Source organism: Chryseobacterium herbae, from assembly GCF_025154075.1.
GTDB classification, from domain to species: Bacteria; Bacteroidota; Bacteroidia; order Flavobacteriales; family Weeksellaceae; genus Chryseobacterium; species Chryseobacterium herbae.
The window spans coordinates 109647-128016 of the sequence record NZ_JAOAMU010000001.1 but is presented as its reverse complement, the minus strand read 5'-3'; the positions used below and the strand labels follow the sequence as shown (position 1 = coordinate 128016).

The 18370-nt window shown below is 37.3% G+C and carries 18 protein-coding genes; 14 read left to right on the top strand and 4 right to left on the bottom strand.

The genetic code is table 11. From position 1 onward, the window contains the following. Positions 1 to 720 precede the first annotated feature (720 nt). Positions 721 to 1368, bottom strand: coding sequence for a DUF1349 domain-containing protein (locus tag N0B48_RS00590; protein ID WP_259835654.1), 648 nt, complete (start codon positions 1366 to 1368; stop codon positions 721 to 723). An 82-nt stretch (positions 1369 to 1450) separates the two neighbouring features. Here N0B48_RS00590 and N0B48_RS00585 point away from each other — a divergent pair, with 82 nt between their 5' ends. The 9 genes from N0B48_RS00585 (at position 1451) to N0B48_RS00545 (ending at position 10446) form a co-directional block, all read left to right on the top strand. Beyond that, entirely contained in the window at positions 1451 to 2194 is a 744-nt protein-coding gene (locus tag N0B48_RS00585; RefSeq protein ID WP_259835652.1) for a response regulator transcription factor, read from the top strand. Between the two features lie 112 nt (positions 2195 to 2306). Continuing rightward, a complete protein-coding gene (locus N0B48_RS00580; protein ID WP_259835649.1) occupies positions 2307 to 2666 on the top strand; it encodes a helix-turn-helix domain-containing protein in 360 nt (119 codons plus the stop codon). 396 nt (positions 2667 to 3062) lie between these two features. Continuing rightward, complete coding sequence (locus N0B48_RS00575; protein WP_259835647.1) at positions 3063 to 4319, top strand: aminotransferase class I/II-fold pyridoxal phosphate-dependent enzyme; 1257 nt, start codon at positions 3063 to 3065, stop codon at positions 4317 to 4319. A 6-nt stretch (positions 4320 to 4325) separates the two neighbouring features. After that, positions 4326 to 4964: a TetR/AcrR family transcriptional regulator gene (locus N0B48_RS00570; RefSeq protein ID WP_259835645.1), complete on the top strand. Its 639-nt coding sequence runs from the start codon at positions 4326 to 4328 to the stop codon at positions 4962 to 4964. A gap of 90 nt (positions 4965 to 5054) precedes the next feature. Then, positions 5055 to 6140 carry a DNA polymerase III subunit gamma/tau gene (gene dnaX / locus N0B48_RS00565; protein WP_259835643.1) on the top strand — a complete coding sequence of 362 codons (1086 nt, stop codon included), beginning with the start codon at positions 5055 to 5057 and terminating at the stop codon, positions 6138 to 6140. Positions 6141 to 6172: 32 nt separating this feature from the next. Next, entirely contained in the window at positions 6173 to 6751 is a 579-nt protein-coding gene (locus N0B48_RS00560; RefSeq protein ID WP_259835642.1) for a DUF8439 domain-containing protein, read from the top strand. Positions 6752 to 7178: 427 nt separating this feature from the next. Further along, on the top strand, positions 7179 to 8258 hold the full coding sequence (locus N0B48_RS00555; protein WP_259835640.1) for a chorismate mutase: 1080 nt from the start codon (positions 7179 to 7181) through the stop codon (positions 8256 to 8258). Positions 8259 to 8431: 173 nt separating this feature from the next. Further along, positions 8432 to 9358 carry a ribosome small subunit-dependent GTPase A gene (gene rsgA, locus N0B48_RS00550; protein WP_259835637.1) on the top strand — a complete coding sequence of 309 codons (927 nt, stop codon included), beginning with the start codon at positions 8432 to 8434 and terminating at the stop codon, positions 9356 to 9358. A gap of 671 nt (positions 9359 to 10029) precedes the next feature. Then, the gene (locus tag N0B48_RS00545) at positions 10030 to 10446 is read left to right on the top strand and encodes a nucleoside-diphosphate kinase (protein WP_259835633.1); all 417 of its coding nucleotides are present in this window, start codon (positions 10030 to 10032) and stop codon (positions 10444 to 10446) included. A gap of 76 nt (positions 10447 to 10522) precedes the next feature. Here the strand turns inward: N0B48_RS00545 and N0B48_RS00540 are convergent, their stop codons facing one another. Then, positions 10523 to 12367, bottom strand: a complete 1845-nt coding sequence (locus tag N0B48_RS00540) for an alpha-L-fucosidase (protein ID WP_259835630.1) — start codon at positions 12365 to 12367, stop codon at positions 10523 to 10525. Between the two features lie 191 nt (positions 12368 to 12558). Here N0B48_RS00540 and chrA point away from each other — a divergent pair, with 191 nt between their 5' ends. From chrA to N0B48_RS00520, 4 genes are all read left to right on the top strand, one after another. Further along, a complete protein-coding gene (gene chrA, locus N0B48_RS00535; RefSeq protein WP_259835628.1) occupies positions 12559 to 12768 on the top strand; it encodes an MNIO class RiPP chryseobasin precursor ChrA in 210 nt (69 codons plus the stop codon). Between the two features lie 3 nt (positions 12769 to 12771). Further along, complete coding sequence (gene chrH / locus N0B48_RS00530; RefSeq protein ID WP_259835626.1) at positions 12772 to 13863, top strand: MNIO family chryseobactin maturase; 1092 nt, start codon at positions 12772 to 12774, stop codon at positions 13861 to 13863. Between the two features lie 41 nt (positions 13864 to 13904). Next, positions 13905 to 14396 (top strand): chryseobasin maturation helper ChrI, encoded by a 492-nt coding sequence (chrI, locus tag N0B48_RS00525; protein WP_259835624.1) that lies wholly within the window; start codon positions 13905 to 13907, stop codon positions 14394 to 14396. 672 nt (positions 14397 to 15068) lie between these two features. After that, positions 15069 to 15698 (top strand): DUF4082 domain-containing protein, encoded by a 630-nt coding sequence (locus N0B48_RS00520; protein WP_259835622.1) that lies wholly within the window; start codon positions 15069 to 15071, stop codon positions 15696 to 15698. A gap of 74 nt (positions 15699 to 15772) precedes the next feature. Here N0B48_RS00520 and rpe read toward each other — a convergent pair whose 3' ends face one another. Beyond that, positions 15773 to 16423 carry a ribulose-phosphate 3-epimerase gene (gene rpe, locus N0B48_RS00515; protein ID WP_072923387.1) on the bottom strand — a complete coding sequence of 217 codons (651 nt, stop codon included), beginning with the start codon at positions 16421 to 16423 and terminating at the stop codon, positions 15773 to 15775. 115 nt (positions 16424 to 16538) lie between these two features. After that, a complete protein-coding gene (chrP, locus tag N0B48_RS00510) occupies positions 16539 to 17612 on the bottom strand; it encodes a chryseobasin maturation metalloprotease ChrP (protein ID WP_259835618.1) in 1074 nt (357 codons plus the stop codon). A gap of 51 nt (positions 17613 to 17663) precedes the next feature. Here chrP and N0B48_RS00505 point away from each other — a divergent pair, with 51 nt between their 5' ends. Then, a complete protein-coding gene (locus tag N0B48_RS00505) occupies positions 17664 to 18368 on the top strand; it encodes a DUF4294 domain-containing protein (RefSeq protein WP_259835617.1) in 705 nt (234 codons plus the stop codon). Positions 18369 to 18370: the final 2 nt, after the last annotated feature.

Sequence of the window (18370 nt, the reverse complement as noted above, 5' to 3'; positions counted from 1 at the left end):
TATATGTTTGGAAACAATAGTACAGAAAACGATGTCCAATCCTTCATAATTGCATAAATGATCTATGCTTTTCCGCGTGATTAATGCGAAAAAATATTAGTAATAGTCATTGTACAAGTCGAAGTTTTTTTAAGAGTTGGGAATAGCTGAATATAATTTTTTTTCATTAAATATTTCTACGTTTTGTGTTTTGTAATTAAACAGATTTGGATCAGGATGTAAAATTAGTGATTTTATACGCATAAATTATCATAATAAAAGATATTTGATGTGGATTTTATCTGATAAAATGAGGGTAGTATTACTATAAGTCTGTAGGTATTTTTCTACAAACAGTGAAATATTATTCTACAGATTTTATTTCAGTAATAGGTTGAGGCACTTTATCTTTGGGTGGCAGTTTTAAAAGTTCCCGAACTGAGATTTCTGCGGAATTTAAATGATCAGACAGGTGAATTCTAAAAGCACAGATGCAATGGCTGAATGACTTGTTCCCTCATACGATTTCAGCCTTTTATATCAAAGGAAGACCGGCTGTTCAAAACTGCATGTGCTTTTTTAGTGTGAGCTTTATGCATACCTTTTTTATATTCTAATCAGTCCGGAATGCTTTTCAGTATCCGGATTTTTTTTGTCATAGCATTAGGTTGAAAAAACAAAAAACCTCCCAAGAGGGGAGGTGAATAAAAATTGACTGTATATTGAACAAAGATTCAATCGCTATTGATTGTTTTCAAGCCATTTCAGCCTGCGTTGGTCGGGAAGGTGTTTTACTTTGAAACCTTCAAAAACTGCGGTGAAGCCGTTTCCGTCCGGACATGCCGCCATTAAACCTACCATCACAGGAGCATTGTCCTGAAGATAGGCGTTGCGCATCATCGTATAATTTTTGTCATCAAAAGAATAGAATACTTCCACCGCATCAAGTCTCCGTACAGCTTTGATCCATACCGCGGATGGGATTTTGTCTAATGTAATGACGCTCCAGTCGCTGGTTCCATGGGTAACGACGGTGCTGAGATTGTATTTTCCGTCTACGAATTCGATTCCGGCTTTTATATAGTTTTTTTCATCTGTTCTCAGCATCAGTCCCATCTGGTCAAACCGCGCTTTGTAATTCCCGCTGATCTTTACTTTGGCTTCAAATTCACCTCCGTAAGTCGTATAATAAAAAGGGGCATCATCTACTGTGAATCCGTAGTGGGAAATTCTCCAGTAATCACTCTGCGGAGTAACGGACATCGATAAACTGTTGTTTTTGATCTCCCATTTTTCAGGTTCATTGAACCAGTTCATCTTTTCCAATGTTTGTGCAAAGGCCGTCTGGACCAATAAAACAGTACAAAAACTTAAAACAATTCTCTTCATTCTCTTTAGCTGGGCGTAAATTATTACTTTAGCAAAAGTAGAATTAAACCTATATTCTGCCAATACTGATAAATAACCATTTATGGAGATCATAGATAAACTGAACAGCCGGCTTCTTGATAAAACAACTAGAAAATGTCAGCTTGATATTGAAGTATATAAACAGAGAGCCTTGATCTACGCGCAGATGGAAGGGGCGGTGTCGGTTTTAAGCGATATGCAGGCGGACAAAAGTTATGTATACAAATCGAAGGCTGCGCTGGAACTGGGTTTAAGTATGGAAGAAAATCCCGCAGAAATCAATTCAATCTGGGAAGAAGAAATCATTAAGAAAATCCATCCGGAAGACCGGCTTAAAAAATACATCCACGAACTGAGGTTTTATGAACTGATGGATTCCCTGGATGCCGAACTCCGGGCAGACTACTGCGTTCTTTCAAAGATCAGGATGAAAGATAAAAATGATGAATACAGGCTGGTAAAACATCGCATGTACTACGTCTATTCACCAAATAACGGGAAACTAAGGTTTGCGCTCTGTCTTTATCACACTGCTCTGGTTCAGACACAACCTCTGATTTCCGATTTTATGATTATTAATACCATTAAGGGAGAAGTGATGGTAAAAGACAAGCTGGATTATCAGAGCATTCTTTCCAAAAGAGAACTTGAAATCTTAAAATATGTAGGGGAGGGTTTTGCCAGTAAGGAAATTGCAGAATATCTGTCGATAAGCGTCAACACGGTAAGCAGGCACCGCCAGAACATCCTTGAAAAACTGAATGTGAAAAATTCCGTGCAAGCCTTTAAAGACAGCTTTTATTAAAGACTACGCCGTGATTTTTCTCTAAACATCCGAAAAGTTCACCATGCTTTTTTTATTCTTATCTTTAACTTTATAGATTAAAATTTTACTATAAACCAATGATGATAACGAGATGAAAAGAAGCGAAGAGATTACCATGCAGTATTTTGCTTTTCTGGATAAACATATTCAGGACGTTCTTTCCGGATCTGTTCCTGAATTTATGGAGCTCAATGAAATTGCCGCGCAGCTTGCCGTTTCCCATACCCACCTTACGGATACCGTGAAAAAAGAAAAAGGCCAACATCCGTGTTACTTTTATGATGAGAAAATCATCCATGAAGCCAAAATGATGATTACAGATTCAGACCAGTCTATTGCTGAAATTGCAAGGGTATTTACTTATGATCCGTCCAACTTTTCCAAGTTTTTTAAAAAGATGACGGGCACTACGCCCGGAGCATTCCGAAAGAATAGCCAATCGAGCGGGTAAAAATTCAGAAAAAAGAGGTAAAAAGTCTTTTTGAAGCTCCTTGATTTTAAGAAATTTTAACATCCGGAAATTAAATTTTAAAAATAATATTTTAGTAATGAGACAATTGTGAAAACATTTGTCTTTTTTTTGTGATTTATTTGAAAATAGTGATTTATTGTTGTTTTTTTTTTGTTAAATTTAGATTCATTAAAAAAATAACTAACCCTTGAAACACTCAATAGATATATGGATAAGCAAAGTGATTTGATTATCAGATCATAAGGTAAACGTCTTTTATAATGTGTAATATTTAATATAATGGATAGATTTTACAAGCTTTAAATAATCATATATTTGTTTCTTCAAACAACTAATATATACAAACAACTAACACTAACACTAACACCATTAAGGATGAGTATCGATTTTGAAACAGCAACTTTTAAAGATTTTGAGAATATATCAGATTATGATATTGCCCAAAGAGCGAATTATTTTTATGAATTCCTGGACCATATGAAGTCCAGAGGACATATGAATTACAGACTGAAAAATACGTCAGGCAGCAATGCAACATTAAATATAGATATTGCCAACCAAAATAAAAACTATGTAAGTTTTGTCTCCAGTGATTATTTAGGATTTACACAACATCCGAAAGTAAAAGAGGCCGCCATTGAAGGAATTGAAAAATATGGAACAGGAACAGGTGCATCACCCCTGATCGGTGGATATTTTGATTATCATAATGCGATAGAAAAAAAGATTGCTGATTTTTTTGGAAGAGATGAGGAAGAGGTGATATTATTTACCACCGGATATGCAGCTAATAGCGCTACTTTGCAGATATTAATGCAGAAGGAAGATATCGCTATTTTAGACATGGGAGTACATGCCAGTGTACACGAAGGATGTGCTTTTACAAATAAAAAAACATTTCCTCACAATAATTTGGAAGCTTTGGAACATGTTTTGAAGGTATCTGAGAATACGTACCGTACGAAGCTAGTTATCTTAGATGGAGTTTACTCTCAGGAAGGGGACACTTCACGAGCTAAAGAAATCTATGATCTTGTAAAAAAATACAATGCTTATCTCATGGTAGATGATGCACATGGTGTAGGAGTAATGGGAAAAACCGGAAGAGGAGCCCTTGAGGACGATGGTTTATTGGATAAGGTAGATTTTATAACAGGAACATGTAGTAAAACTTTTGGTAACTTGGGAGGATATGTGATTGCTAATAAAAAAATAGCATCATTCCTTAAGTTCCAGTCCAGACAGCATATTTTCTCAGTAACAGCACCCCCTTCTTCCTTCGGAATTTTGAAAGCAATTGATTTGATTGATGAAGAACCATTCTGGAAAGATAAACTGTGGGATAATATCAATTATTTTAAAACAGGGCTTAATGATCTTGGTTTAGATACCGGTATCACCTGCTCAGCTATCATTCCTGTGAAAATTGGAGATCAAAGTAAAATGTGGGATATTGGGAGAATATTGCTTGAAGAAGGAGTCTATACAAATCCTATAATGTATCCTGCCGTACCTCGAAAAGATGCGCGTATCAGGATGACGGTAACAGCTCGACACGAAAAAGAACATTTAGACAAAACACTGAATGTTTTTGATGATATTAATAAAAAATTGCATATTGCAAAAAAATAATAAATTATGCCCAGAAAAGTAGTGCAAGGCCCCATTAGGGACAAAGAAAAAACAAAGCAGAAACTGCTCGCAGCAGTTGGTAAAATTTTAAGAGTAAAAGGATACTCAGGTCTGAAAGTAAGTAAGATTGCAGCAGTAGCCGGTTTCGACAAAAAGCTGATCTATGAGTACTTTGGAAGTACTGATAAGCTGATTGACGAGTATATAAAATCCCAGGATTACTGGACCAAATTCAGCCCGAATATTGAAGAAGAAGTCAATATCGGAAAAGGTAAAGAGGTTCTGACTCAGGGGATTTTGGCGCAATTCGAGAGCTTGAAAAAAAATAAAGAACTGCAAAAGATTATTCTTTGGGAACTTTCCGAAAGCAAGCCTATACTCAAAAATATCCTAAAGCAAAGAGAAGAAGTAGGAGCTAATTTATTTGAGAATGTTACAGATCCTTACTTCGGAGAAGATGCGACAAGGTTAAGAGCCATGTTAGCTTTGGTGGTTGCCGGAGTTTATTATTTGAACCTATTCCCTGCCTACAATGGAACAGAATTCTGTGGTATTGATATGAGAACTGATGAAGGTAGATCTGAAGTTGAAAAAGTGATTGTTGAGATCATAGATTATTTTTATCAGAAAAAAAGTAATGATTAAAAGTTTTCCAATTTTATCGAAAATCAGTTTTTGTTGATATTTGAAAACTTTTAATTTTCAAATTAAAACTATATTTCTTATTTTTGACCAATGGAAAATTTTATCGTATCTGCAAGAAAATACCGTCCCCAGCAGTTTGACACTGTAGTAGGGCAATCTCATATTACAGATACGCTGGAACACGCTATTGAGGAAAATCAGCTGGCTCAGGCCCTACTTTTCTGCGGTCCAAGGGGTGTAGGTAAAACTACATGTGCCAGAATCCTGGCCCGAAAGATCAATGAAAAGGACGGTTCTGTTTCAGAAGACGGCTTCGCCTACAACATCTATGAATTGGATGCGGCGTCCAACAATTCCGTGGATGATATCAGAGAACTGATAGATCAGGTCCGCTTTGCGCCTCAGGTAGGTAAATATAAAGTTTATATTATCGATGAGGTGCACATGCTGTCTTCTGCGGCGTTCAATGCTTTCCTTAAAACACTTGAAGAACCGCCGGCGCACGCTATTTTTATTTTGGCGACTACAGAGAAGCACAAAATAATTCCTACCATTTTATCGCGCTGCCAGATTTATGACTTCAAGAGGATTACCATTGAAGATATCCAGGGACATTTAAAAAATATAGCCCAAAAAGAAAATATCCAGTACGAAGATGATGCGCTTTATCTGATTGCTCAGAAAGCTGACGGTGCTTTAAGAGATGCACTTTCCATTTTTGACAGGCTTTCCACCTTTTCCCAGAAAAATATTACCCTGGCTAAAGCGGCAGAAGTTCTGAACATCCTGGATTATGACCAGTATCTCAATATAGTGGATCTGGCCAAAGAAAACAAAATACCCGATGTGCTTTTCGCCTTTAATGATATTGTGAAAAAAGGCTTCGATCCCCATATTTTCATTGCAGGCTTAGGAAATCATTTCAGAGATCTGATGATGGCCCAGAATGCACGGACCATAGAACTTATTGAAGTCGGGGAGAGGACAAAGGTGAAATTCGTAGAGCAAAGCCAGAAATGGAATGCCCAGCAGCTCATCGACGCCGTCGAGATCTGCAATCATGCGGATATCAATTATAAGAATTCAAAGAATCCAAGACTTACAGTAGAAATTGCATTGATGCAGCTGTCTTCCCTGACAGCTAATTTAGGCGATACTAAAAAAAAAAGTTCTTAATACTGGCCCCGTTTCTCAGTGAGAAACAGGAAGTGAAGATCCCGGAAAAAGCCCCCGAGAAAAAAGAACCCGTAGCAGAGAAACCTGCTCAGCAGCCTGAACCCGTTCAGGAAAATACTGTTAAAACCACAAAACCCTTATCAAGACAGGGAGTCTCTTCAGGCTTCAGCATTAATTCTTTTCTGAATAAAGAGGACAAAGAAGTAAAAGAAGAAACCGTAGTGGTAAGAACTGAAAATCTTCCCCAGAACCATTTCACGGAAACAGATCTGCAGATGGAATGGAATCTTATGCTCAAACAGCTTCAGAAAAGAAACAGCTTTATCTTTAATGCCGTAAAAGCATTTAAGCTGGTCAAATCTGGCGAGCATACTATTAAAGTTTTATATCCTTCAGATTCTGCCAAGGTGGAATTTGACAAGATCGCAGGAGAATTCTTCAATCATTTCAAGACAAAGGTTCACAATCATTCTATTGATATAGATTACCAGAGAGATTTCGATAATCTCAAGATCGAAGTGGTGACCAAAAGAAAAATTTTCGAAAAATTTATCGAAAAAAACCCGCTTTTAAAGGATCTTGACGATTTAATGAAGTTTGATCTGACCTAATTTTTTTGTATTTATCTCAATTTTTTTTTGTGAGAATCAGTTTTTTTATATCTTTGTCAAATATTTTGTGAAAAATAAGTTTTTGACAAAAACAAATCAGATTTAAAACTAAACGAACAAAAGTTTCAGAATCCAGGTGGAAAGATTATCAAACCCATATCTGTCTCCTTCACCCGCTAATTTCTTTAGCGGTTATTTTAGTTTTTCTGCTGTCTATTATAGAAATTTCAGAACGTATTATCGATTTTATTGGTACTGCTAACTGAATTTCTTTCCAAAAAATACAGGAGAATTAAAGTCCTTTTATTTTCCTGATTCCTTTAAACCATTTTGAACGGCATTTTTTGAAAAGAATTATAAAGTAAATTTTATAATGAAAGGACTATTGCTGTTAATCTAAAAAAATAAAAACAATAAATTTAAAAATATGAATTTAATAGATGTAAAAAACGAGTGGATCAATGAGCTTTCACAGCCTTTAATGATCGCGGGACCATGCAGCGCGGAAAGTGAAGCTCAGATGCTTGAAACCGCCAGAAGAATAAGAGAAACCAATGCGCAGGTATCTATTTTCCGTGCTGGAATCTGGAAGCCTCGTACCAAGCCGAACGGTTTTGAAGGAGTAGGAGTAATCGGTCTGAACTGGCTTAAAAAAGTAAAGGAAGAATACGGATTCAAGACGGCTACAGAAGTAGCGAACGCCCACCACGTATTTGCAGCCCTGGAAGCTGATGTTGATGTTCTGTGGATCGGTGCACGTTCTACGGTAAACCCTTTCACAGTTCAGGAAATCGCGATGGCATTAAGAGGAACAGACAAGCCGGTATTCGTGAAAAACCCGGTAAACCCGGATCTTGCTTTATGGATCGGTGCTTTGGAAAGACTTTTAGGACAAGACATTAAAAATCTTGGGGTAATTCACAGAGGATTCTCGACATACCAGAAAACAAAATACAGAAACAACCCGAACTGGCAGATTGCCCTTGATTTCAAGAGCCAGTTTCCCAATATTCCAATGTTGATCGACCCTTCACACATCTGCGGAAACAGAACAGGTCTTGCAGATATTACACAGGAAGCACTTAACGTAGGATACCAGGGAGCGATCATTGAAACACATAGCAATCCTGATGAGGCTTGGAGCGATGCTTCACAGCAGATTACTCCGGAAGTATTGGCACAACTGATCGGCAACTTAAAAGTAAGAAATTCAGGTCTTGCAGGTTTCGACAACGAAATGGGAAGACACAGAACGCTTATTTCTGATCTTGACTTCCAGTTGATTGAACTTCTTTCCCAAAGAATGAAGATCTCTGAAAAGATTGGTAAGCTTAAAAAAGAGAATGACATTGCGATCTTCCAGCCGGAAAGATGGAAAGTGATCACAGAATACGCCAATCAGAAAGCGAAGGAAACCGGAATGTCTCAGGAATTTATTGAGAAAGTTTTCAAAGCGATTCACGAAGAATCTATTGAGGTACAGAACAGTATTATGATCGAAAGATAAATAGGATAAGAATTGTGGGATTTGGGATTAGAGATTGGGAAACTGTCTTGAGTCTTTTAAACCAATAATATTAGGGCTTAGGGCATCTGGATTAAAGGAAAATTATATGATTTGTTTTCAACTATATCCTGAACCCTAAGCCCTAATTGCTTATCTTTGCAGTCAATTATCATATGAAAGGAAAAATCATTAAATCTACAGGCAGCTGGTACCAGGTGATGGAATTCGGAACAGACAAAATTTTCGAAGCCAGAATCCGGGGTAAATTCAAACTCATCAAGACAAGACTGACCAATCCGCTTGCCGTAGGAGATTTTGTGGAATTTCAGTTGGAGCAGGATGATGTTGCGTGGATTACCAAAATAGAACCACGTACCAATTACCTGATCAGAAAATCCGTAAACCTTTCAAAAGAAGCCCATATCATTGCTTCCAATATAGATCTTGCCTGTTTCATCTTTACTTTAAAACATCCTGAAACTTCTTTGGGATTCCTTGACAGATTCCTGGCGTGCTGCGAAGCATATAATATTACCCCTTTAATCCTGTTCAATAAAATCGACGTTCTGAACGAAGAAGAAATAGAACTGGTGAAGGATATTGAATTCCTTTATCAGGAAATCGGGTATGATACTTTAGAAATCTCTTCTTATTCCAGATTGAATTTTGATCAGCTTCAGGATCTTCTTAAAGACAGGACCTCTGTATTCTTCGGACATTCAGGGTGTGGAAAATCTACTCTGGTTAATGCATTGCAACCGGGATTGAACTTAAAAACTTCTGAAATTTCAGATTCCCACCTAAAAGGAAAACATACCACCACTTTTGCTCAGATGCATTTCTGGGACTTTGGCGGTAATGTGATCGATACGCCGGGTGTACGTGAATTTGCCATGATCGACATTGAAAAAGAAGAGGTGCAGCATTATTTCCCTGAGATCTTCAAGAAAAGAAAAGAATGTAAGTTTCACAACTGTCTTCACATTAATGAGCCCAAATGTGCTGTTCTCGATTCCCTTGAAACCGGAGAAATCCAGTATTCCCGTTATGCCAACTACATAAAACTGATGGAAGAGGCGGAAGAAGCTGCTCAAAAATAAACATATTCCCAATTAACAACGATATTTTGTAAGAACCTTAGATTGACAGATTAATCTAAGCGAATTTTCATGACTTGAAATCTTCAAAAAATGATCAGATTCTGAACCAAGAGAATGTAAACTGCTATCTGGATATTATCCTTGTCAGGATTTCAAAACCTTGACAAGGATAAATTACTTCTGGTATTTTTGAACCGGCTCTGAAAAAAGCTATTTTTTTTGTAGTCAGAATTTCTTCTGTAGGAAAAAGCGGGCCGATTTTAAGAATAACTCCACCTTTTGTCCTAATTATTTGGTCAGATAGGGCTGGTTTTTGAAATTAATAGAGTGTTACGGAAAAGAGACCAAAAAAATATTAAAAAATTAATTTTATGCCATTGATTGAAATAGAAGCAATAAGGTATTAATATGATTTTAATGGGTTTTAAAAATTATCACATTCGCAATATAATGGTTAAATTTTTACAAATAAAAAACCCAGCCGAAGCTGGGTAAAAACTAATAACCATGAAAACTCAAATTAAACATGAGAATCGTAATAGAATTAACAATTACTGTGCCAAAGTTTTTTCTGTATTTCTTAATAAAAGTTATTTTTATGTTAAAAAAAAATTAAAATAAAAATCAAAGATATTTTTTGTAATTTTGCGGCATTAAAAAAATATACATTTATGTCTAACATTACATTCACTATGATTAAGCCTGATGCAGTTGCAGACGGACATATCGGTGCTATATTAGGTAAGATCGCAGAAGGAGGTTTTAAGATCAAAGCATTAAAATTAACTCAGCTTACTGTAGCTGATGCTAAAAAATTCTATGAAGTTCACGCTGAAAGACCGTTTTACGGAGAATTGGTAGAATTCATGAGTTCAGGTCCTATCGTAGCTGCTGTTTTAGAAAAAAATAATGCAGTAGAAGACTTCAGAACATTGATCGGTGCTACAAACCCTGCAGATGCAGCGGAAGGTACGATCAGAAAAATGTTTGCAAGAAGCATCGGTGAAAACGCTGTTCACGGTTCAGATTCTGACGAGAACGCTCTTATCGAGGCTCAATTCCATTTTTCAGGAAGAGAGATTTTCTAAGAAAAACTACCTCAAAATATAAATCCAGAGCATGGTCTCTGGATTTTTTTTATGACATAATGTCTTGAATAATAGATTATAAATTATTTTCAATGGCGCCGACCTTCTCATTGTACAGATCTAAAGGTTTATCCAATAGTATGGCAATAACGGTCATGTTTTTATCAATTCTGTTTTTTGGAAGGTCTATGTAAATAATTCCCGGAGTATTGCTCCAATAAAGTTTATTATAGATCTTATGACTGATGATCGATCCTTCGCCCACAATTCTGATCCTTGCGATGCCATTTTTTACCCCTTTCAAAGCTACAGTACCTGTGGGGGTTCCTTCAACAAAGAGATAAACGGTCTGCCTGTCTTTCGAAAGGGTGCTCATTCCGGAATAATGTCCTTCTGGTAACCCTTTTCCTGTTTCATATAATGCTTCGGCATGTTTGCTGACCCATTGCAAAGTTTCTAGGTTGGTTTTGGACGTTTTTGAAATTTTCATATCCTGTCCGTCGCTGGTAAGTCCTGAACCGTTCAGGAGATTATTTCCGCTATACAAAAGGCTGGCAAGGTCATAAGCTGCCATTTTGGTGTTTTTTTGCTCAAGAATGTCAGTAAGAGAATAAGAGTCTGTCGGGAAGTTCTTCAGGAAAAGCGGCTTTTCTTTAAAAACAAGTTCTACAGTGGTAACATCCTGATCAAACTTCACGTTCGAAAGATCAATAGTCATTGTTTTATCATGCGTAAAACTGAAATTGACTTGAGCATGATCGTCTCCGACAATTCTTACAGCGTCCGGTTTATTGTTTAAACCATATACTTTCACAAAATCTTTGGCTTCTTCAAGATATAGGAAAACCGATTTTCCTGTTCCTGAAAACGAAGATTTTCCCTTAAAGTTTTCAAATGGAAGACCTTGGCTTGTTCCATAGATGGCTTCTTTGTTTTTTGAGGTCCATCTTCCGAGATTTCTAAGGATTTCAGCCTGTTTTTCCGGAATAGTACCATCAGATTTTGGTCCGATATCAAGAAGCAGATTTCCTCCCATACTGATAACATCTGCCAACGTTCGGACGATCATATTCGGTGTTTTGTAATTTTCATCATCAGGCTGGTATCCCCAGGAATCGTTCATGGTATAGCAGAGCTCCCAATACTTTTGTTGAGGACTTACAACGGGAATTCCCTGTTCGGGAGTGTCGTAGTCGCCATGTTTGTTAAGTCGTGAATTAACAATGATATCCGGATTGTATTTTTTCAATAAATCCAAGGTCTGCGTCGCTTTCCATTCCTCAGGAGTGTGTTCCCAATCGCCATCGAACCATAACAGGTCGGGATTGTACTGAGAAGAGAGCTCGCCAAGTTGTGTCTGGTAATAAGTGACGAATTGCTGCCATCGATCAGGATCATTTTTGAGGTCATAACGCTTTTTTGTACGGGTGTTGTTGTCATAATAAGGGTGACTCCAGTCGGGAAGGGAGAAATAAAGTCCGGTTTTCAATCCTGATTTTTTAAGGCTATTAACGAAAGGAGTCATGACATCCTTTTTTGCCAGGGAATGAGCAGGGATCGTGATGGATTTTTCAGCTTTTGAATTCCACAGAGCAACGCCGTCATGATGTTTGGTGGTGATTACAGCATATTGAGCACCGGATTCTTTGATCAGATTGGTCCATTCATTTGGTCTGTATTGAGAAGCTGAAAACCCGTTCAATTGTTTCATGTAATTCTCATGATTGATATAATTATTGAAAAACGACCATGATTCAGAAATTCCATCCACAGAATAAATGCCCCAGTGGATAAATATACCCAATTTGGCATTTTTAAACCATTCCATTTTTGTGTCGGTTGCCGGCTTTGTTTGAGCTTGAAGAGTACATGATATAGATAATAGTCCTAAGAAAAAGGCCTGGATCCTCCTGTTTTTCATTTTCCTTTTTAATTTAAAGCCTAAATATAAACAAAGAAGATCTGATTTTTGGATAATGAAGCTGAATCTTAACTTCAATAATAAAATATTAAGTCTAAACTTTAAAATTCAAAATTTTATACGTTGAATTATTGTATTTTTAACATAATCATAAATGGAATACTTATTGTAAGTTTCATTAAAAATAGAATATGAAAATTCCAGCATTAGTAATGGCCAGCTTATTGGCTGTAAGTGTATCCGGACAAACGACAAAACCTGTGAAAAAGGGAGCTAAGTCCGTGAAAAAAGTGAAAAAAATGGATTCCCCCAAGACTGTAAAAGCCGAACCTACAAAGGTTGTGAAAAGAGATACTATCCTGAAATATGGTGGCGGATGTCCGGCCTGCGGAATGGGATAGTCTATGAAAAAGCCGTTGTTGGGACTGTCTATGATGCCGGAAGCAGATTTTGTTTCCGCGATACTTCCTATCCTGCAAACTCATTCTGTGGAGGTATTGGAGTGGTCTTTTGACACCTTTTATGATGTGGAAGAACCGGAATGGCTTTCCGGTCTTCTGGATTTTTACGCAGGAAATAACAGGCTTTTAGGCCATGGTGTTTACTATTCTCTTTTTGATGCGAGATGGACGGACAGGCAGGAAACCTGGCTTAAGAAATTAAAAGAAGAGGTAAGTCGAAGAAAATACAATCATATTACAGAACATTTCGGTTTTATGAACACCGAGAACTTTCATCAAGGCGTTCCGCTACCGGTTCCATTGCTCCCAAAAACGCTTGAGATAGGAAAAGACAGATTGATAAGGCTTCAGGATGCTGTAGAAATTCCCGTGGGAGTTGAAAACCTAGCTTTTTCATTTTCTCTGGATGATGTAAAAGAACAGGGCGAATTTCTCGATAAGCTGGTAGAGGATATTGATGGCTTTCTTATTCTGGATCTTCACAATATCTACTGTCAGTCCTGCAATTTTGAAGTTGATATGAAGGAGATAATCAAACTTTATCCTTTAGAAAAAGTGAAAGAAATTCATCTTTCAGGAGGAAGCTGGCAGGAAAGTGCTTACGGAAAGAAACCGGTAAGGAGAGATACGCATGATGACCGCATTCCGGAAGAAATACTACAGATGTTGCCTGAAGTGCTAATTCAATGTCATCCAGAATATGTTATTATTGAAAGGCTTGGGCATACATTAAATACAGAGGCTGAAAAAGAGTTTTTTTTCGATGATTTTAACCGGGTTAAAGAAATTATTGAATTTTCAGATCATCCGGTTGATCATGAGAAAATTTGGAACAGAAAAAATAGTACCTATGCACAACCGATTGAAGATCTGTTGTTTCACGATGAGCAGACAGAGCTGACCAGGCTGTTGTTTGACGGAAACAGTACCGAAGCTATTAAAAACCGGAATTTTCATTATTTCAAACCGGAAAACTGGGACGAAGAAATGATCATTACCGCACAGCAAATTATCAAAAAATGGAATCCTTACTAGGATTTCTTTTGCGTTTTTATCACAAATCAAAATATATGAAAATGACAACGGTATTTTTACTAATTACTGCCGTGCTTACGGCTTTGATCGCTGGGCTTTTTTATGCCTATTCATGTTCTGTAGTGCTCGGACTGGGCAAACTTTCGGATTCGGAATATCTGAAGTCTATGCAGAGCATTAACCGGGAAATCCTTAATCCGGTATTTTTTCTGAGTTTTATGGGAACTGCAATTCTACTTCCGGTAACTACTTTTCTGTTCCGGGGAGATCAGCCGGCTTTTATCTTTCTTTTGTTGGCGTCTGCAGCTTATCTGATAGGCGTTTTTGGAGTAACCATTGCCGGAAATGTTCCTTTGAATGACATGCTGGATAAGTTTGATATCACCGGATCTACAGCAGATGTAGTGAAGCAGATGCGCGACAGTTTTGAAAACAGGTGGAATCTTTTAAACAATGTGAGAACCGTATTTTCGGTGATAAGTATTGCTTTAGTGGCTTCTGCATGCATCTGGAGCAAGCATTTGCAGCAATAACTTAAGAGATTACGTATAAATACTTAATGGTATAATTCAGTATTTATACGGATGCATCATATAGGGTTTTATTAGGACTTTTACATAAGTAATAGCACTGGGAATCTAAAGCACTAAGTCTTACGACAAAAAAACTAATAACCACATAAGCTCAAATTCCGCAAGAAGAAAGGTAGCCCGCAAGAGCTGCCTTTTTATTTTTTTAATTACGATTGCAAAAAAAAGAATCATGTGCAAAACGGTTCAGTCTCAAAACTTGGGGAGAAAAAATTCAAACCATTAAGATTCTGTTAAGTTTTTAAGAATATTAAGTTTTAGCTTCGCTTTAAGAAGTATAGCTTAAAAAATCATTTGATTTTTTCTTAACTAATCTTACATCCTTCATAGATCTTAATGTTTAAAAAAGCGTGAAATTAGAATCTGTTCCATCAGCTAAATCTGCGAAAGTACATCATTATAAACGGTCTTTTGTGGCTTTAAATAAAATATTCTGAAAATCAAAAGGCATATTTTAAATAAAGAAACCTATGAGGTTTGTATTTATACTTACTCCCCAAGTTTTAGACTGAAACAAAAAACGGTGCAATAGCTCCTCTCAATAGGTGTTTTTCCTGATGTTTTACTTCCGGGTTATTTTAATCTTTGCTCTATCAATTATTAAAATTAAAACCCATGAAACATTTAGAAGTATTTTTCGCTTTGAGATCATTATCTCTTAAAAATTTATGTAAAGCAATAGCTCTCAGCTCAGTATTGATGACTGCAAGCTGCAGTAAAGATGAAGATGAGGCTGTTCCACAACCCATCGTGTATGCTGAGGAGAATCCATTAAATAAGTACCATGAAACTACAGGATTTACCACAGTCACCAATTTTATCAATGCCGGAAATTATGAATTCGGTCTCGTATTTTCTCCTAATGTAAAAGGAAAGATCAATGCTATTACCGTGAAACTGCCGGATGTGAATCCAGCCTTGAAAATTACCATCTGGGATTACACTTCTAAAACAATCTTAAGAACAGAGGTAGTCAATGTAGCGACATCGAATACTCTATTGACGAAAGCGATTGAAGCGCTTGCTTTGGAAAAAGATAAAAAGTACATGATTACGATGAATTCCAATGACTGGTACAAGAATAATAAACCCGATAACACCAATGCAGTCTATCCGGTTACTGCAGGAAATATAAAATTTCTGGAATACAGATGGCTGTCAACTTCATCCCAGGTTTTTCCAACCAATATCTCGCAGGATTATAACGGAGGAGATCTGAGCTTTAATTTTCAACAGGTAGACTAATAACCCATATATTTTTTTAGAAGAAAAGGCAGCTGATTCAGCTGCCTTTTCGTATGACTATATTTTAAAAACGTTTAAATTTTCAGCAATTCAATTGTTCTTTCCGGGCTTTCTGCAGAGAAAACTGCATTTCCGGCAACAAGTACGTCTGCACCTGCTTCGAATAATTTTGATGCGTTTTCAAGATTGACTCCGCCATCAATTTCAATTAAAGCTGTAGAATTATTGCTCAGGATAAGATCCTTAGTTTCCGCAATTTTTTTGTACGTGTTTTCAATGAATTTTTGTCCTCCGAATCCTGGATTTACACTCATCAAGAGAACAAGATCTACATCAGCGATGATGTCTTCAAGCATCAGAACCGGAGTGGATGGATTCAAAACAACGCCTGCTTTTGCGCCTCTGCTCTGAATATGGTGAATCGTTCTATGAAGATGTGTGCATGCTTCATAATGCACAGAGATAAGATCTGCACCGTGATTGATAAATTCATCTACATACTTATCCGGTTCCACGATCATCAAATGAACGTCCACGAATTTTTTAGCATGCTGCTGAACAGTTTTCATCACGGGAAAACCAAATGAAATGTTGGGTACAAATCTTCCGTCCATCACATCGATGTGGAACCAGTCTGCCTGGGAATTATTCAGCATTTCAATGTCTCTTTGCAGATTCCCAAAGTCTGCGGATAAAAGGGAAGGAGCAATAAGCTTCGTTTTCATTTTTACTTAGATTTTAGATGTCAGATGCAAGATATCAGATGTCAGACTCTTAAAGTGGATAAGTAAACACAATCATTAAAGTCTGTTATCTGATGTCTGAAATCTGGTGTCTTTATTAGTGATACTTCAGTTTCATCTCCGGCTTAATCTTCAGAAGTGTTTCGTAGATTAGCTTGATCACGTTGCCTACATCTTCTTTAGAGACCATTTCTACCGTTGTATGCATATAGCGCAAAGGTAGGGAAATTAATGCACTTGGTACGCCGCCATTAGAGTGGGCAAAGGCATCGGTATCCGTTCCTGTAGATCTGCTGGCAGCTGCTCTCTGGAAAGGAATTTTCTTAGCTTTTGCAGTGTCAATAATCAATTCTCGGATCGTATGGTGAACGCTTGGCGCAAAGAAAACCACAGGTCCATCGCCACACTTCTGATCACCTTCTTTCTTCTTCTCGATCATTGGGGTAGTGGTATCGTGGGTAACGTCTGTAACGATGGCGATATTAGGCTTAATGGTATCAGCGATCATATCAGCACCATATAAACCGACTTCTTCCTGTACGGAATTGGTGATATACAGCCCGAAAGGAATTGTTTTCTTATTTTCTTTTAAAAGTCTGGCCACTTCCGCGATCATAAAACCTCCGATTCTGTTGTCTAATGCTCTGCAGACGAAATATCTGTCATTCATTTCAAAGAATTCGTCCGGATAAGTGATCATGCATCCCACATAAATCCCCATTTCCTCTACTTCCTTTTTGGAAACTGCACCACAGTCGATGAAGATATTTTCAATTTTCGGAACCGGTTCATTTTGATTGGTTCTCGTATGAATGGCAGGCCATCCGAAGACTCCTTTTACAATTCCGTTTTCACCGTGGATATGAACGACTTTTGAAGGGGCAATGGTCTGATCTGAGCCTCCATTTCGGATTACATAGATTAATCCGTCGTCTGTAATGTAATTGACGTACCATGAGATCTCATCAGCATGAGCTTCAATCACTACTTTAAATTCGGCCTCCGGATTGACTATCCCATAGCAAGTTCCGTAATGATCTACTTCAATTTTATCTACATAAGGTCGGATGTAGTCCATCCATATTTTTTGTCCTTTATGTTCGTAACCTGTTGGTGAAGAGGTGTTTAGGTAATTTTCTAAAAATTTTAAAGATTTCTTTTCAAATTTCATAAAAGGGAATGATTTTTGCGTGTAATTTTTGTTATTATAAGTGTAAAAATAATGAATTTTACTAAGATTGTCTGTCTTTTTATCTTCTTTTTGGGAGTCAGTGTTTTTGGTCAGAAGGATTCTATTGTAGCAAAACCTCTTAACCAATATCCTGCTGAATCTTTAAAAACTGATGAGTTCGGTAATAAGTACTATTATGATGAACGTCAAAAGATCAAGGTTTATGAAATTAATGGTGAACCTGTAGTAGTGCTTGATGAGTTGGTTCTTGTCAATAAACCGCGGTTTAATAATCAGCTGGATAAAAATTACTATTATTTCCTTAATAAAAAGCTGAACAGGGTTTATCCGCTGTTTGTCACTGCACTTCAGCAGTACAGAGACATTCAGGCTGATATGACTGATATGGACAGCAAAGCCAAAAGGAAATTTGTAAAAGAGCGACAGAATATGCTTGCCGACCAGTATGAAAAGCAGCTTAGGGATCTTACCACTACGGAAGGCCAGGTTTTTGCCAAGCTGATGAACAGGGCAACCGGAAAAAACGTTTATGAGATCATTAAAGAAATGAGAGGCGGATGGAGTGCTTTCTGGTGGAATGTAAAAGGGAAGATGGCGGATATTGATCTGAAAGACCAATACAACCCACATAAGAACAGAACAGACGAGTTTATAGAGTCGTTACTTCAGTCCAACTGGAATTCCGGATATCTGCAGCCTTATCCCGGATCCGGAGATTTTAAAGTCAAAAAATAAAA

What these genes read in the sequence shown, in the direction of transcription:
- N0B48_RS00590 (WP_259835654.1), bottom strand. Translation starts at nt 1,368, where the DNA reads ATGAAGAGAATTGTTTTAAGTTTTTGTACTGTTTTATTGGTCCAGACG.
- N0B48_RS00585 (WP_259835652.1), top strand. Translation starts at nt 1,451, where the DNA reads ATGGAGATCATAGATAAACTGAACAGCCGGCTTCTTGATAAAACAACT.
- N0B48_RS00580 (WP_259835649.1), top strand. Translation starts at nt 2,307, where the DNA reads ATGAAAAGAAGCGAAGAGATTACCATGCAGTATTTTGCTTTTCTGGAT.
- N0B48_RS00575 (WP_259835647.1), top strand. Translation starts at nt 3,063, where the DNA reads ATGAGTATCGATTTTGAAACAGCAACTTTTAAAGATTTTGAGAATATA.
- N0B48_RS00570 (WP_259835645.1), top strand. Translation starts at nt 4,326, where the DNA reads ATGCCCAGAAAAGTAGTGCAAGGCCCCATTAGGGACAAAGAAAAAACA.
- dnaX (WP_259835643.1), top strand. Translation starts at nt 5,055, where the DNA reads ATGGAAAATTTTATCGTATCTGCAAGAAAATACCGTCCCCAGCAGTTT.
- N0B48_RS00555 (WP_259835640.1), top strand. Translation starts at nt 7,179, where the DNA reads ATGAATTTAATAGATGTAAAAAACGAGTGGATCAATGAGCTTTCACAG.
- rsgA (WP_259835637.1), top strand. Translation starts at nt 8,432, where the DNA reads ATGAAAGGAAAAATCATTAAATCTACAGGCAGCTGGTACCAGGTGATG.
- N0B48_RS00545 (WP_259835633.1), top strand. Translation starts at nt 10,030, where the DNA reads ATGTCTAACATTACATTCACTATGATTAAGCCTGATGCAGTTGCAGAC.
- N0B48_RS00540 (WP_259835630.1), bottom strand. Translation starts at nt 12,367, where the DNA reads ATGAAAAACAGGAGGATCCAGGCCTTTTTCTTAGGACTATTATCTATA.
- chrA (WP_259835628.1), top strand. Translation starts at nt 12,559, where the DNA reads ATGAAAATTCCAGCATTAGTAATGGCCAGCTTATTGGCTGTAAGTGTA.
- chrH (WP_259835626.1), top strand. Translation starts at nt 12,772, where the DNA reads ATGAAAAAGCCGTTGTTGGGACTGTCTATGATGCCGGAAGCAGATTTT.
- chrI (WP_259835624.1), top strand. Translation starts at nt 13,905, where the DNA reads ATGACAACGGTATTTTTACTAATTACTGCCGTGCTTACGGCTTTGATC.
- N0B48_RS00520 (WP_259835622.1), top strand. Translation starts at nt 15,069, where the DNA reads ATGAAACATTTAGAAGTATTTTTCGCTTTGAGATCATTATCTCTTAAA.
- rpe (WP_072923387.1), bottom strand. Translation starts at nt 16,423, where the DNA reads ATGAAAACGAAGCTTATTGCTCCTTCCCTTTTATCCGCAGACTTTGGG.
- chrP (WP_259835618.1), bottom strand. Translation starts at nt 17,612, where the DNA reads ATGAAATTTGAAAAGAAATCTTTAAAATTTTTAGAAAATTACCTAAAC.
- N0B48_RS00505 (WP_259835617.1), top strand. Translation starts at nt 17,664, where the DNA reads ATGAATTTTACTAAGATTGTCTGTCTTTTTATCTTCTTTTTGGGAGTC.